This window comes from Lacticaseibacillus sp. 30, from assembly GCF_053819265.1.
Genome location: NZ_JBSOQX010000005.1, coordinates 46,770 through 61,244, shown reverse-complemented (window position 1 = coordinate 61,244; position 14,475 = coordinate 46,770). Strand labels below are relative to the sequence as shown.

Here is a 14,475-nt window from a genome sequence, read left to right as displayed (position 1 = left end):
ATGTCGAATTTCGCCGATCAACTAAACAAAGTCGTTCAATATGTTTTAGGCATGGGCGCAACGGTTATGCTTCCTCTCTTTCTTTTCATACTTGCTCTTTGTTTTAGAGTGAAATGGACTAAAGCGTTGCGATCAGCGTTAACAGTTGGGATTGGCTTCGTTGGGATTAACGCTGTCATGACGATCTTGTCGGACAACGTTGGCCCTGCTGCCAAGGTGATGGTAAAACACATTGGGCTTAGTTTGCCCCATGCAGATCTAGGATGGCCAGCGCTCTCTGCGATTACTTGGGGTCTGCCGATTGCACCGTTTGTTATTGTGATGACCATTGTCATTAACATTATTATGTTAGGCATGAAGTGGACTAAAACCGTTGATGTAGACTTGTGGAACTATTGGCACTTTGCCCTCGCAGGAACGCTGGTTTACTATGTCACGGGCAACTTCTGGCTAGGGATACTTGCGGCTGCTGTTATTACCGTTATTGTGTTCAAGCTAGCCGACTGGGCAGCGCCATTAGGTGAGAAATACTTTGGACTCGAAGGCATTTCGTTACCAACCGTTTCGTCTATTACTTTTTGGCCAATAGGTTTATTAGGCAACTGGATCATTGATCATATTCCTGGTTTGAATAAGATTCACATTAACCCACAAACGATTCAAAAACGTTTTGGTATCATGGGCGAACCTATGATGATTGGCACCATTCTTGGTATTCTTCTTGGCGTCCTAGCCGGTTACGATGTTCGTGGCATTCTCCAAATTGGTGTCAATTTAGGAGCTGTTATGTTTATTTTGCCACGGATGGTACGAATTTTAATGGAAGGTTTGATGCCTATTTCGGAAGCTGTTAAGGATTGGCTGAATAAGCATGTTAAAAATAGTGGTGAACTTTATATCGGACTGGATATTGCCGTTGCGATCGGTAATCCTGCAGTTATTTCTACTGGATTGATTCTGACGCCAATTGCTGTCGTGCTTGCTTTCTTCTTGCCAGGTAATGGCACAATGCCGTTAGCGGATTTGGCAAACTTGGCTGTTTTCGCCTCGATGATTGTCTTAGCCACCAAAGGCGACGTTTTCCGGTCTATTCTCATCGGGATTCCTTGTCTTATTGCAGATTTATATATTTCCTCTGCACTAGCAGGAACGATTACAAAGATGGCGCAAAACGTTAATTATTCAGGAGCCAAAAGTTCATCAGTTACGAGTTTCCTCGATGGTGGGAATCCGTTACGGTATTGGTTAGTTAAAATTTTTGAACTTAATCCTATTGCACTTGGTTTGATTCCTTTAATTGGGTTGATTATTTGGTGGTTATACCGAGTGACGAAGAAATCAGTATTTGGGGCAGACAGTCTTGGCAAATCTAACAATTGATGTTGGCACTACCAACACCAAAGTCTCACTTTGGTCTGAACAAACAACTATTCAACCCATAAAACAGTTAAAGTTTGTAACACCCAAAAATGAAGCCGATGACTTAATTAATTTTGATATTGAGGAATTGCTCGAGCAACTTCTAAACGCAATCCAGCATCTGGTGAAAACTGCTCTCGAGCCAATCAAAACGATCTCGATTGCGAGTGTTGGCGAGTCCGGCGTCTTGATCAATGAATTCGGAGTATTGGCCTCCCCCATGATTGCTTGGTACGATAACCGATCTGAGAAGATTATCGATCAGTTATCTAAACAAGACAAAAAGACGATTTATGAAGTGACGGGATTGCCACCTCACGCACACTACTCTGCCAGTAAAATTAAATGGTTACTTGAGCATGATGTTGATTCGACTAAAAGGTACACGTGGTTGTGTATCCCTGATTTTCTTGTCTATCGTTTGACGGGGGTCATGGGCACAGAATTTTCAATTGCAAGCCGAACAATGGTTTTTGATATTCAGAAAAAACGTTGGTCAAGCCGAATTAAAAAGATCTTTGGAATTGAGAATATCGATTTTCCGAAGCCCTATCCATCAGGAACAAAAATTGCTTCAATAAAGCCACAAATTGCAAATAAACTGGGTTTATCGGCTCAGGTCGATGTAACGATAGCGGGACATGATCATATGGTGGGTTCTGTCTCAAGTGGTCAAACGACACATGAAATTCTTGATTCTACGGGAACGACTGAGGGTATTCTTCTTCTTTCAGATAGTTTAGAAAAAAAGGCTACTCAAGAGGAGGAAGGCATCGCATACGGCATTTATATGAATCCGGAGCTGTATACAATTTTTACAGCATTGCCATCGGCCGGATCGGTCATTCAGTGGTTTCAAGAAAGTCATCAGATAACAAGTCAGCGTTTTATGCAATTAGCGGATGCTGCCTATAAGCGATACGCGGCTGATGACTTGCCGTTTGAAGATATTAATTTTGTTATTCCCCACTTCAGCGGTAGTGGCAGCCCAACAAAGTCTACGTTAACGAAGGGCCTTTGGTACGGGCTTACAAATCAACTTGACCAAGAAATGCTAACATTTGGTCTTTTCTTAGGATTAACCTTTGAGTTAAAACACGCTACTGAGTGTCTGACTAGTCAACAGATTCAAACGATCAAAGTCATTGGACCGGCAATTAAAGACCCACTCTGGATTCAGTTGAAGGCAGATTTACTGGGAGCGGAGGTGTTGGCAATGGCAACGCCTGAAGCAGTTTCCCGGGGGGCAAATATTATGGCCCAAAATGGCGCTAAAAAGAATATTCAAGTACCTAAAGCACCAAGTCAACGCTTTTCTCCAAGGACTACGCCACTAGTCAAATACCTCTTAGCTATTTATAAGCATCAATATAAACCGCTTTATGAGGCTAAGGTTAAATTTGAACTTGAGCAATAGTCATGACCTTTGTCCTAAAGAGAAATATATTGTCTTTAGGTTCAAGGATGAGTTAATAGATCTTCCTTAAAGAGTGATGTTATTTTAAACGGCTTTGGTATTCCTTTGCAGCATTTAGGACTATCAGAGCCGCTTTTTAGGACTACTCGCGTAGAAAAGAAGTTTTTCTGCCACACTGTATAAACGTTCGCTTGTGTATGGAATTAATGATGTTTTATATGACTGTGCAAAAGTCACCTGATTGTATCTGCTATTACTACGCTTGCCATTCATGTAAAGAACACGCGTTGCATGAATCTTCATGCAACTTATTAATGCACCAGAGTAAACGCTTCCCTGTAGGATTAAAGATGTAAGGAAGGAAGGAAACAGATTATGGATTTAGTGAATGGATACACGCTCATGTCGTACGCCAAGAAGAATCATCTTGTTCTACCAGCCTTTAACACAACAAACTATGAGATGACTTTAGCGATTATCAAGGCGTTTGATGAAATGGAATTAGGTGGTTATATTCAAATATCTTCACACAACTTGAAATTATCCAGTCCCGAAATCATTGCGAATATGACGCGAGAAGTCATGGCACGAGAAAACGTTTCAACGCCGATTGGCTTACATTTGGATCATGGCAAGAGCTTTGAAGATGTGAAGCGATGTATTGATGCAGGCTTTACTTCTGTCATGGTGGACGCATCTGAATTGCCGTTTGACGATAATATTAAAGAAGTCAAGCGAGCTGCTGATTATGCCCATTATTTCGGCATTCCTGTTGAGGCGGAACTTGGTGGTATTCGCGGTAAGGAAGATGATCATGTTTCAGATGTGAATGCTAAGACGCATCCAGAAGATGTGCTTAATTTCGTTGAGAAAACTGGTTGTGATACGCTTGCGGTTGCTGTTGGTAATGTTCATGGCCTTGATTTGTCGCCGAACCTTGATTTTCCACTGATGGCGAAAGTTGCAGAAGCCTCACCTGTGCCGTTGGTTTTACATGGTGGATCGGGTATACCGTTTGATCAAGTTCGTCGCGCGAAGGAAAACAACTTGATCAAGGTTAATTATGGATCGGATTTACGCAAGGCATATATTAAGACTTTTGGTCAGGCATATGATGAAAACCACAATGAATTCAATCTTTACGGGGTGGCAGCTAAGGGCATTCAAAATGTCATCGAGACTGCGATAACGATTATTAAGGAAGTTAATGTGAAGGAAGTTGGCATTATGTAGTCACGGGGAGGGGAGCAGCGTGTTGAACAATAGAGAAGTGGAGATGCTTAAAGACTTTTATCGGCACGCACCGGAAACTCTGCCCTCAAATTATTTTGTGACCAAGTATCAAGTGAGTGTTCGCACTGTTCAAACGGATATCAAAAATATTCGGAGAACATTAGCTGCACAAGAAGTCGCTACGCTTATTTCAAAACGCTCGTTGGGTTCTCGGTTAGTAGTCAAAGATCCGGTCGCTTTTGAAGCTAAATACTTGCGGCAGAAAAAAGCGTTGTCACTGGATCAGTCAGGTCGGGTTAAGAAGCTTTGCCAGTTATTGTTGCAGCAAAAGAAGCCGCTCTCCAAAACTCAGATTGAAAACCGGCTTTTCATCTCAGGATCCACCTTGACAGCCGATCTAAACAAAATGGCGCATATCATCGAACCGTTTGAACTAGAACTTAAACGAAATTCACAAAACGGTATTCAAGTCATTGGGACCGAAAGAAATATGCGTCGGTGTCTTTCCAAGATGGGATTATATGAAACGGATCACCATCACGATCCGCGCGCACCTTATCGGCAAGACATTGAACGCATCTTGGTCAACGTTTTGATGGCACATCACTACCATATCTCGGATACTTTATTTCAAAATCTGATTGTTCATATCGAAGTGTCTATTCGTCGGATTCAAGAGGGATTTTCACTGAAAACGGCTAAGCCTGATCTGTTGAACTATTTTGCATCTGAGATTGAGGTCGCAAAAGAGATCTTTGCCGGATTGGAGAAAAGATTCTCTTTTCAGGCAACTGACGGCGAACTTCTCAATTTGGCTATTTATCTTCGTGGTAAAAGTGACTATCAAAACGATGATTATGTTTCCTCAGACATCAATCAATTTATTGTGAGAGCATTGGATGAAATTAAGGAAAAGTTTGACGTAGATTTTACCCAAGAAATTGATTTGCGAATTTCTTTGGCGCTTCATCTGATGCCGCTTATCACGCGGATGAAGTTCAATATTCAAAACAGCAATGGATTGCTGGATCAAATTCGTAAGTCATTCCCACTAGCCTTTGATATTGCAGCATACATGGGGTTGCTACTACAGCAAAAGATTGGCCAGAAAGTTAAAGAAAGCGAGATCTCATACCTAGCAATTTACTTCAATCAGTATTTGATTCGGTATAACGATCTTTCGGGATCGCAGAAGGTTCTGGTTGTGACCAACTTAAAACGCAGCGAAAGTGTCCTATTGCGACAGCGGTTTGCGACTTGGTTTAACAACGAAATTTCAGTGCTAACGATGGTCAACATTAGTGATCTGCAAGATATTGCTGTGGATGACTATGACGTGATCTTCACTACTGAGCAGACCGACTTAACTGATGCGCTAGGTGCGATCCTGATCAGTTATTTTCCACCAGAAAGCGAATACTCAAAAATAAAATTAGCAATTGATGGGTTTAAAACAAAAGAAGAAATACTCGATTTATTCTCGTCAGAACGATTCGACTATACAGATCTCAGCACTAAAGATCAGGTTCTCAAACAACTAATGATACTTTCAAGTCAAGCAGCCGCCGGTAAGGTAACAGAGATGGAAAAGGCGGTTCGATTGCGAGAGGAGCTTGGAAGCAGTTTTTTTGGCGGATCAGTCGCTTTGCCACATCCGGTGAGTCCACTGCCAATTGCCACGTTTGTCTCGGTGATTCTCCTGAAACACCCGATCAATTGGGATGCTGATGGCAACAAAGTCGATTTAATTATCTTGGTCGCGATTGAAAAAAACAATGCCAAAGTATTTCAACTTTGGAACTATCTCGGCAAGATTATTCAAGATACAACATTTGTAGAACGCTTAAAGAAACAACCAACATTTGATTACTTCATTCAGGAGTTATCACAAATATTAGATTGAAAATGCAGGAGATGGACAAAAATGCAATTTATCATGGTATCTCACGGGGATTTAGCAAAAGCAATGCTTGGCAGTGCTGAAATGATTGTTGGGAAACAGGAGCGCGTGCAAGCGTTTGGATTAGAACCAACAGAGGACGTCAGCACATTACGGGCAGAAGTTCAGGCTCGTTTAAATGAAATTGGACCGGACGAAGGTGTCATTTGCTTCACGGATTTATTTAGCGGCAGCCCATTCAATACGGTCGTATCATTAATGGCAGATTATGATATTCGTCACATTACAGGTATGAATCTGCCAATGATGCTGGAGGCTTTTATGATGCGAAGCAATCCGAGCAATGATCGTGAGGCCATTTGCGAAAAATTGATCAAGGAGGCACCATCAACATTCATTGATGTTAATAAACACTTAGCGAAAGAAACCGATGATTAGAAGAGCGTGGGCTGGCGCGGGTGCTGCGGCAGAGAACGCGTGTAGGAGGATGGATCAAAATGAAAAAAATTACATTTGCACGAGTTGACGATCGGTTGATTCACGGTGAAGTTGTCACGGCTTGGGTACCAACCTATCGTATCAATCACATCATCATTGTTGACGATACCGTCGCGAAAGATCCTTTTCAACGCAGAGTTTTGAAAACGCTTGCACCGCGGGGCGTTCGGGTTGATCCGATGAGTGTGAAGGAAGCGACAGATTACTTAGGCGGAGAGGACAACGAGAAGGAACGTATTCTGCTACTGACAAAATCGCCAACTTATTATGAACAATTGGCTGAGAATGGCATTCAGTTGCCGCAAGTCAATTTGGGTGGCATGGGGTTACGCGGTGACCGGAAGCCTTTTGTCAAAAATGTGGCCGCAGATCCGATTGAAATCGAAGCTATCAAGAATCTTGTAGCAAAAGAAGTGCATGTCTTTTATCAGTTGGTCCCTGAACAACGATTGATTGAAATAACCAACCTTATCTAGGAGGAGAATAAAATGAGTGTTTTACAAGCATTCCTCTGCGGTTTTCTGTATTTTATCGCGATTGGGAACTTACCCTTCGTTGGCTTATGGACCATTCAACGTCCACTGGTCTGTGGCTTACTGACAGGTGTTATCCTCGGTGATCCTTTAAAGGGCGCGATGGTCGGAGCAACGATTAATTTGGTCTATTTAGGCTTTATTTCTGCCGGTGGATCAATGCCAGCTGATATGGCGCTATCAGGTATTTTGGGAACCGCCTACTCAATTACCGGCGGATTAGATGCCAAAACTGCTTTGTCAATCGCCGTGCCAATTGGCTTACTTGGTACTTTGGTCTGGTATGCACGCATGACTTATGGGTCGATTTTTGTACACGTGGCAGATCATTACATTGAAGAAGGACAGTATCACAAGATCTGGCGCGCCAATGTGCTATATCCGCAATTATTGACGGCTTTGATCACCATCATTCCTTGTGGGCTTGCGGCATACTATGGCGCAAGCTACATTTCCGGATTCGTGGCAGCGCTGGGTGGTACAGTCTTGACTATTTTCAAGGTCATTGGCGGTATGATGCCAGCACTCGGGGTTGCGATTACCTTGCAATATATTTACAAGGGTGACTCGCGGGTCTTCTTGTATATCGGGTTTGTTCTCGCAACATATTCTGGGTTGGGATTGCTCCCACTTGGGGTTATTGCTGCTTTGGTGGCAGTTGTCTATGTTCAGGTGACAAAGAGTCAGGATCAGTCTGACGAAGGAGGCCCTAGCTATGAGTGATGAAAAAATGCAGGTCACAGCTAAAGATGACAAGAGCCTATTGACGAAAGGCGATTTAATTAAGTCTTGGCTCATTTGGGAAAACTTTCCCCAAACCTGTTACAACTACGAACGAATGATGGGACAAGCAGTTGCGCATGTTTTTACACCAATCGTTAAAAAGGTCTACAACGGTGAACCTGAGAAGAAAAAAGAAATGATGAAGCGTGAGATTGAATTTTTCAATGTCCATATTGAATTTGGCGCTGTCATTATCGGCATGATTATTGCGATGGAAGAACAAAAGGCTAAGGGAAAGGATATCCCTGGTGACTTCATTACCAGTTTAAAGACGTCAATGATGGGGCCTTTGTCCGGCGTTGGCGATACCATTTATCAAGGTGTTCTGATCCCGATTCTGTTAGCAATTTGTATTGATATGAATCGAAAAGGTACGATTTGGGGCTCCATCATTTACTTTATCCTCATGTTGGGAATTTCATGGGGGCTTAGTTATAGCACGTTCATGTTTGGTTATCGGGCGGGCGCTGAGTCAGTCATGGATTTTCTTGAGAAGGGAATATTAGATCGAATTCTTAGAGGCGCCGAAATCATGGGATGCATGGTGATGGGTGGCCTGATTTCAAGCTATGTCAAAATGACCGTGCCGCTTAAAATCGTGACGTCTAACCAGACTTTTAGCATTCAAAAACAACTATTAGATGTTCTGATGCCGAATATTCTGCCGTTCGCTTTCACCTTATTGATACTGGTCATGCTCAAGCGAGGCTGGCCGTCTCTCAAGATCATTGGCGTCATGATTTTACTAGGAATTATCGGTGGATGGACAGGCATCTTGGGTGCTTAGAAAGGATAATGCCAACATGCAAGCAGTATTAGAGAACGGTCCAAAGAAAATTGAAATTAAAGCATTTCCTGATCCCGTGATTAAGGATGACGAAGTTTTAATGAAGATACGGGCTAACGGTTTATGCCAAAATGATGTGCGAGATTATACAGGCGATACAAAATGGACCTATCCGCGAGTGGGCGGACATGAATTCAGTGGTGAAATTGTGGCAGTTGGCAAAGATGTTAATCCAAAACATTTTCAAGTAGGCGATCATGTTGTGAAATACATCTTGCCTAACTGTGGTGAATGTTATTATTGCCAAACTGGTCGGCCGAACTTATGTACTGAAATTTATTCGTCCCCAACATTCCACAATGATCACGGTATTTCTGGCTTTTGGGGGATGTCGCAGTTGATGGCCGTTAAATCGACCGACCTGTTTAAATATCCTAAGACAACCCCTTTCCTTGATATGGCTTTCACGGAACCACTGGGATGCGTCATTAACAGTGTTGATCGAGCGCATGTGCAGCTTGGACAAGATACTTTGGTTATTGGCGGCGGCGTCATGGGATTGCTACATGTGATGGTGCTAAAGTTGAAAGGGGCGCGGGTATTGGTGAGCGAGCCCGATGAAACCCGGCGACAACTAGCGCTAAAACTTGGGGCAGATTTTGTTCTTGACCCAATGCAAAAAGATCCGATTAAGATCGTCAAAGATGCGACAGAAGGCCGAGGTGCTGATGCTGTTTTCAACACCACCGCAGTGCCGGTGATCGCGAAACAAGCCATAGCATTTACAGCGAATGGCGGACAGACCTTTATGTTTAGTTCAATGCATCCAGATGATCCGGTTCCGATTGATCTTGGTGCCGTGCATTCCCACGAAAAGTTCATCAAAGGTACGGTCAGTCCTACTAGAGAAACGTATTTTCGGGCGACACAGCTCATTGGCAAAAAGATACTCAACATGCGGCCGTTATTGGATAAGACCTTTTCTTACACAGATGCCGAGAGTGCTTTTAAATATGCTATGCTTCCGGATACTTTGAAAACAATGGTGACATTTGATTAACAGCCACTTGGGAAGGTGAAATCGTTGGACAAGCAATATATCGGCATTGATTTAGGAACATCTTCCATCAAAATGGGTTTATTTAATCCTGATCTCTCCTCTCAAGCTTTCTATCAGCAAGCTTATCAATATGAGACATTAGCAAATGGCGCCAAAGAGATTGATCCGAATGTTTGGTTTGAAATCGTTGTGAAAGGATTACAACAATTAGTCAAGCGTGCTGGTTCTGCTGACAGTATTGTCGGCATCGGTATTACCGGTCAAATGCATACGACGGTTTTCCTTGATCAGAGAGGCCAAATGGTCCGCCCTGCCATTCTATGGAATGACACACGGACTAAATTATTCATAACCGAATTGAAGTCGCGGTTAACGGTCATTGAAGAATCAGAAAATGCAAAGATTGTTTCTACTGGCAGTCCACTAGCAAATCTTGTCTGGTTGAAACGCGAGGAGCCAAGCCACTTTAAGTTATTACGGCATTTTCTCATGCCAGTGGATTACATTGTTTACCGGCTGACAGGTCACTACTCGACTGATTACTGCGATGCCTCGACATCTTCTTTATTTGATTTCACGCAAGACAAATGGGCAACCCAAATTTGCCGAGAATTCGGTATTGACGAGAAACTTTTACCAACCATTCATGCCTCAAGTGATGTCATCGGCAAAATTCGGCCATCGCTTGCTGAACGGCTAGGCTTGAAAGCGGATGTCAAAGTCGTGGCTGGAACAGGGGACAATGCCGCAACTGCCTTAGCTAATCAGACGAATCAAGAACAACAGCCCTTGATCTCGCTGGGAACCTCGGGTGTGGTGGTTGTCCCGAACCAGGAGCATCAGCTGAAACCGGTTGGAAAAAACATCATCTTCAAAGTGACATCTGAAGATGATAGTGTTTTGACGCAAGGAACCGTCCAAACCGGTGCCGTTCTCAATGCGTGGTGGTTACAGGATATTGTGAATGCCAAGGACGCTCAACTGGAACAGGCAGCTATTCCGCCGACACTTTTAGGTCAAAATCGGGTGCTGTTTTTTCCACACCTTAATGGCGAGAAAACCTTATATGCTGATCCAAATCTCCGAGGTGCTTTTGTTGGTCTTAGTCTTGAATCAACCAGAGAAAACATGTATTTAGCAGTGCTTGAAGGTCTGGCATTCGGGTGTCGGCAACTTTACGAACAGATGGGCAATCAAACGGCCGCAGAATTTATTCGAGTCGTTGGCGGTGGGGCCAAAAGCAACCTTTGGCTGACGATTTTTGCCAATGTTTTTGGCTTACCGTTGCGCAAACGCGCTGTTCAACGCGAGGCGATTGAAGGGGCAACTATGCTGGCAATCATCGGTGATGGTGAAGTTGTACCAGATCGAAGCGGGGATGATGAGGTGATTCTTCCTGAACCGACGTTGAAAAGAGCCTATGATGAACAGTATCAACGTTACCTTAAATTGGCATTCGTTTTAACAAATGCCGAGCTAAAGATTGGAGGCGGGCAAAGTTGAAAAAGTGTCTTCTTTGTGAGAAAAAACTTGGCTGGGTTAAGTTTAAGACGGCTGATGGTTATCTTTGCAAGACTTGTTATGGAATTGCTAGCCTGAACTATACCAGAACGATCACTAGGATGACTTTGACTGATCTAGAGAAAGTCTATCAGCAGGCTCAGCAAGATGAAACGATGCAAAATACCGTTGACTTTGATATCACGCGTCGAATCAATGGCTATGTTTTATTTGATGACAGTCGTCAAATTTTGTGTTTGCCAAATAATAGTCGGTTTGCTGCTGCCAAACTTAAGCCAGAATACTATCCGTATGAGGCGGTTAGAGACGCTCAGATATTAGATCAGGTGATCATGGTCAAAGAAAAACAACTGCACACATTACAAGTGCAAGTTGACTTCTCTAAACCCCAAGACGTTTCAAGGCGAATTGTCTTGATTCCTAAGCCGATTGAAGCAAAAGCAAGCGTGTATCATACGATGTACAATTTGGCGGAGCAGATGGCAGCTCAATTGCGATCACTGCGCGCTGCGACATCGTTAAATTAACAGATGCAGGCAATGCTGACGTCAGAACAGATATGGAAAATCTCAGTTGTTGTTATCGCGCAACTGGGATTTTTGCGATATTCTGACTGAACTGGCAAATAGGACGAGTTTAGTCAGAATCATGGCGACATCTACGTAAAAACTGGCATCGCCTAGTCACGAGTAGCCGACTAAGCGATGCCAGTTCTTTTAATTCCCCCAGAGCTGTGTTCAGTGTTGCCATGCCGTATGAACAGTCGTGTGCCCCTGAACGGTTACAACGGTGGTGGCTTTATCGGTTCGCTTCATCCTCCAAAGCCTTAGCCGCCAGCAGATTCTCCTCTGCCATCATTGGTACACGACCCAGTGGATCGAGACCAACGTTCAGCAGATAATTGATGCCAAAATCGTTGAGGTGTTGCTTATAGCGATAAAGGGTACGTGGTGTTTTCCAATTCTGGTCGTGGTACGAGAAGCCCCAAGAATCATTAATGGTGCCGGCAGTTTCGTAGAGACCCAGTGGCGAAGGCTTGAAGCCAGTAATTTCGTTGTAGTCAACGTCGGTCTTGTTCATGTCTTCTTTGTTTTTCGGGATCTCGTTGTCGCCAAGAGAAACGAAGTCGTATTTACCATTGCCTAGACGTGAGTTGATTAAGCAGTTTGGCTGCAGCTCGCGGACGGTGTCGTAAATGGTCTGACTTTGCGCTTCAGACAGGGTCATCGGCACGTCAAACCACGCTGTTGCAATTTCACCGTAATTTGACATAATTTCCTTGATTTGCGGCAGGATCTTATTTTCGAAACAAAGATCGAAGTTTTTCTGATCTTCGTCAGGGAAGTCCCAACTATTATCCCAAGTCGTGCCAGCGGTTTCGACATCGTTCGACTTGTAGCCGCCGCCGTTCGGATCGTGCCAGTCGAGGTCTTGTGAGTAATACAGGCCAAACTTGAGCCCGGCTTTTTGACAGGCTTCTGCCAGCTCACCGATGATATCACGGTGAAATGGCGTGGCGTCATAAACGTTATAAGCATCGACCTTGGAGTGATACATGGCAAAGCCATCGTGGTGTTTAGTTGTTACCACCAGATACTGCATGCCGCATTGCTTAGCGAGTGCGACGATTTTTTTGGCATCGAAGTACAGCGGATTGAAGGCGGTTGCCAAGTTGCCATACTCAGCATTAGGAATCTGAAATTTTGACTGAATCCATTCTGCATAAGCGCTGGAAGATTCGCCACGATATTCACCAGCTAGCAGTGAATAGAGGCCCCAATGGATCATCATGCCGTACTTCGCTTGTTTAAACCATGCTACATTGTCATTCATGAATTCTTCTCCTTTGAAAAGTGAACGCGAGCCAGCGCGGTTGCTGCGCCGGGGAGCGCGTTATGATAGGTCACGTTATCTTAAAATGCGCTCGCAGGCCCAGAAAACTGCACACAAGGATCTCCAGCATAAATGGCCAAAGTCCAGCCATTTATGCTCCGGTTCCTAACCGGGCCTGCTCACGCTCTGACTAAATGGTCAATTTGTCTTTTTTAACAACGACAAGGTCATAGACAGCTAACAGAACATAGAAGATGCCGCTCCACAGAATCATATTGGCTGGGCCTGCATTGCCAATCATTTCACCGAAGAATTGGAAGAAATAAGGCGCGATCAGAAAGCCGATGTTGATGCCAATAATGATGATGGATGTCGTGAAATTCATAGAACCTTTTGGCGAATAGTGCACCATTCGCGCGGTTAGTGCCGGGTTGATGATGCCATTGCAGAAGCCTGCCGCCAGCACCAGCACCAACAGCACCGGAATGGAAGTGGTGAAGGACATGACAATCATCGAAATCGCAGTGATGATATAGAAAATGGTGACCGTATACTTGCCGAACCATTTAGCGATTTTTTCAAAAATCAGCCCTGAGAAGATTGAGCAAAGGACGAGGAAACCGAAGATCCGCGTGGCGGCCGCCGCACTGCCAATGTGATTGTTGCCAACGTAGCTCGCCAGTTTTAGTGAGATCGCGGAATAGAATAAGCAGACAAGGAGGAAAATAAACGCGAGCTGGATAACACCGAAATTGGTCGTCGGCTTTACCTTAACGTCTTCTTCAACTTCCTTGCCATCTTCAGAAACAATGTTGTCGTAATGCTTTGGTACGAAGAACATCACCAAGAGGATTGGGACTAATAGGAACAGGAAAACCAAGTAGGTTGTGTGCCAACTGATGTTGATCAGAAAGCCAGCGATGAAAAGCATGATGGAATCGCCGATCGCCCCAACTGAATTACGCCAGCCTAACAGGCGATTACGTGTCTCTTCAGGGAAAAGATCCGTGATATAGGAAACGCTTAGTGGCGTGAAAATCCCCATGCCAACCCCGAACATTGCCCGCGAAATCAAAATCGCTGGATAATTAAAGATGAAGGCAGGAATGATCCCAAAAACGAGTGAAATGGATAGCCCAGCAATAACCGTGTACTTTTTTCCGAGTAGATTGGAGACCAGACCACTGATAACCGTACCCAACAACACACCGCCAGTCGGAATCACGATCAGCAATTCGACGTTGGCTCGCGAGACATCAGAGAAATATTTCTCCATCAACGGGATCGTACCAGAGACGGCGTTGCTGACAGACATCAGGAACGAAATCGACAAGATGCCAAGCGCTAACATTGGCGAACGCTTGTCTTCGTGGACAGGGGTAGATGGTGACATGATGACACACTTCCTTTATTTAATTTTGCTTATTGCCACATATTTTGGCAGGGAAAAGCAGCCGATCGTAAAGCTGACAACTGCCTTTTTTCTGCTAA

At 44.0% G+C, this 14,475-nt stretch carries 13 protein-coding genes and 1 pseudogene; 12 read left to right on the top strand and 2 right to left on the bottom strand.

Annotated features, from left to right (window positions below; translation table 11 throughout):
• From ACWPAB_RS04855 to ACWPAB_RS04800, 12 genes and pseudogenes are all read left to right on the top strand, one after another.
• Complete coding sequence (locus ACWPAB_RS04855) at positions 1-1,380, top strand: PTS galactitol transporter subunit IIC (RefSeq protein WP_003585894.1); 1,380 nt, start codon at positions 1-3, stop codon at positions 1,378-1,380.
• On the top strand, positions 1,361-2,836 hold the full coding sequence (locus tag ACWPAB_RS04850; protein ID WP_016381794.1) for an FGGY-family carbohydrate kinase: 1,476 nt from the start codon (positions 1,361-1,363) through the stop codon (positions 2,834-2,836). The genes ACWPAB_RS04855 and ACWPAB_RS04850 overlap by 20 nt, the downstream gene beginning before the upstream one ends.
• Before the next feature lie 375 nt (positions 2,837-3,211).
• Positions 3,212-4,069: a class II aldolase gene (locus tag ACWPAB_RS04845; RefSeq protein ID WP_003585890.1), complete on the top strand. Its 858-nt coding sequence runs from the start codon at positions 3,212-3,214 to the stop codon at positions 4,067-4,069.
• A 19-nt stretch (positions 4,070-4,088) separates the two neighbouring features.
• Entirely contained in the window at positions 4,089-5,972 is a 1,884-nt protein-coding gene (locus ACWPAB_RS04840; RefSeq protein WP_016381793.1) for a BglG family transcription antiterminator, read from the top strand.
• Positions 5,973-5,993: 21 nt separating this feature from the next.
• Positions 5,994-6,407: a PTS sugar transporter subunit IIA gene (locus ACWPAB_RS04835; RefSeq protein WP_003576787.1), complete on the top strand. Its 414-nt coding sequence runs from the start codon at positions 5,994-5,996 to the stop codon at positions 6,405-6,407.
• A 59-nt stretch (positions 6,408-6,466) separates the two neighbouring features.
• On the top strand, positions 6,467-6,943 hold the full coding sequence (locus ACWPAB_RS04830) for a PTS system mannose/fructose/N-acetylgalactosamine-transporter subunit IIB (protein ID WP_016381792.1): 477 nt from the start codon (positions 6,467-6,469) through the stop codon (positions 6,941-6,943).
• Positions 6,944-6,955: 12 nt separating this feature from the next.
• A complete protein-coding gene (locus tag ACWPAB_RS04825; protein ID WP_003576783.1) occupies positions 6,956-7,723 on the top strand; it encodes a PTS mannose/fructose/sorbose/N-acetylgalactosamine transporter subunit IIC in 768 nt (255 codons plus the stop codon).
• Positions 7,716-8,570 carry a PTS system mannose/fructose/sorbose family transporter subunit IID gene (locus ACWPAB_RS04820; protein ID WP_016381791.1) on the top strand — a complete coding sequence of 285 codons (855 nt, stop codon included), beginning with the start codon at positions 7,716-7,718 and terminating at the stop codon, positions 8,568-8,570. The genes ACWPAB_RS04825 and ACWPAB_RS04820 overlap by 8 nt, the downstream gene beginning before the upstream one ends.
• A gap of 16 nt (positions 8,571-8,586) precedes the next feature.
• The gene (locus ACWPAB_RS04815; RefSeq protein ID WP_003576777.1) at positions 8,587-9,630 is read left to right on the top strand and encodes a zinc-dependent alcohol dehydrogenase; all 1,044 of its coding nucleotides are present in this window, start codon (positions 8,587-8,589) and stop codon (positions 9,628-9,630) included.
• 24 nt (positions 9,631-9,654) lie between these two features.
• Positions 9,655-11,133 (top strand): xylulokinase, encoded by a 1,479-nt coding sequence (locus tag ACWPAB_RS04810; protein ID WP_003576775.1) that lies wholly within the window; start codon positions 9,655-9,657, stop codon positions 11,131-11,133.
• A pseudogene (locus ACWPAB_RS04805) lies at positions 11,130-11,183 on the top strand (hypothetical protein); the annotation flags it as partial. The gene ACWPAB_RS04810 and the pseudogene ACWPAB_RS04805, both read left to right, overlap by 4 nt.
• A gap of 69 nt (positions 11,184-11,252) precedes the next feature.
• On the top strand, positions 11,253-11,678 hold the full coding sequence (locus ACWPAB_RS04800) for a hypothetical protein (protein ID WP_012492119.1): 426 nt from the start codon (positions 11,253-11,255) through the stop codon (positions 11,676-11,678).
• Positions 11,679-11,949: 271 nt separating this feature from the next.
• Here the strand turns inward: ACWPAB_RS04800 and ACWPAB_RS04795 are convergent, their stop codons facing one another.
• Positions 11,950-12,984 (bottom strand): alpha-L-fucosidase, encoded by a 1,035-nt coding sequence (locus ACWPAB_RS04795; protein WP_003585883.1) that lies wholly within the window; start codon positions 12,982-12,984, stop codon positions 11,950-11,952.
• 190 nt (positions 12,985-13,174) lie between these two features.
• Positions 13,175-14,377: an MFS transporter gene (locus ACWPAB_RS04790; RefSeq protein ID WP_003585882.1), complete on the bottom strand. Its 1,203-nt coding sequence runs from the start codon at positions 14,375-14,377 to the stop codon at positions 13,175-13,177.
• Between the last annotated feature and the right edge of the window lie 98 nt (positions 14,378-14,475).

Excerpts from the sequence above, each read along its gene's own strand:
- ACWPAB_RS04830 (WP_016381792.1), top strand. The coding sequence starts at position 6,467 with ATGAAAAAAATTACATTTGCACGAGTTGACGATCGGTTGATTCACGGT.
- ACWPAB_RS04845 (WP_003585890.1), top strand. The coding sequence starts at position 3,212 with ATGGATTTAGTGAATGGATACACGCTCATGTCGTACGCCAAGAAGAAT.
- ACWPAB_RS04825 (WP_003576783.1), top strand. The coding sequence starts at position 6,956 with ATGAGTGTTTTACAAGCATTCCTCTGCGGTTTTCTGTATTTTATCGCG.
- ACWPAB_RS04835 (WP_003576787.1), top strand. The coding sequence starts at position 5,994 with ATGCAATTTATCATGGTATCTCACGGGGATTTAGCAAAAGCAATGCTT.
- ACWPAB_RS04855 (WP_003585894.1), top strand. The coding sequence starts at position 1 with ATGTCGAATTTCGCCGATCAACTAAACAAAGTCGTTCAATATGTTTTA.
- ACWPAB_RS04790 (WP_003585882.1), bottom strand. The coding sequence starts at position 14,377 with ATGTCACCATCTACCCCTGTCCACGAAGACAAGCGTTCGCCAATGTTA.
- ACWPAB_RS04815 (WP_003576777.1), top strand. The coding sequence starts at position 8,587 with ATGCAAGCAGTATTAGAGAACGGTCCAAAGAAAATTGAAATTAAAGCA.
- ACWPAB_RS04795 (WP_003585883.1), bottom strand. The coding sequence starts at position 12,984 with ATGAATGACAATGTAGCATGGTTTAAACAAGCGAAGTACGGCATGATG.
- ACWPAB_RS04820 (WP_016381791.1), top strand. The coding sequence starts at position 7,716 with ATGAGTGATGAAAAAATGCAGGTCACAGCTAAAGATGACAAGAGCCTA.
- ACWPAB_RS04800 (WP_012492119.1), top strand. The coding sequence starts at position 11,253 with ATGACTTTGACTGATCTAGAGAAAGTCTATCAGCAGGCTCAGCAAGAT.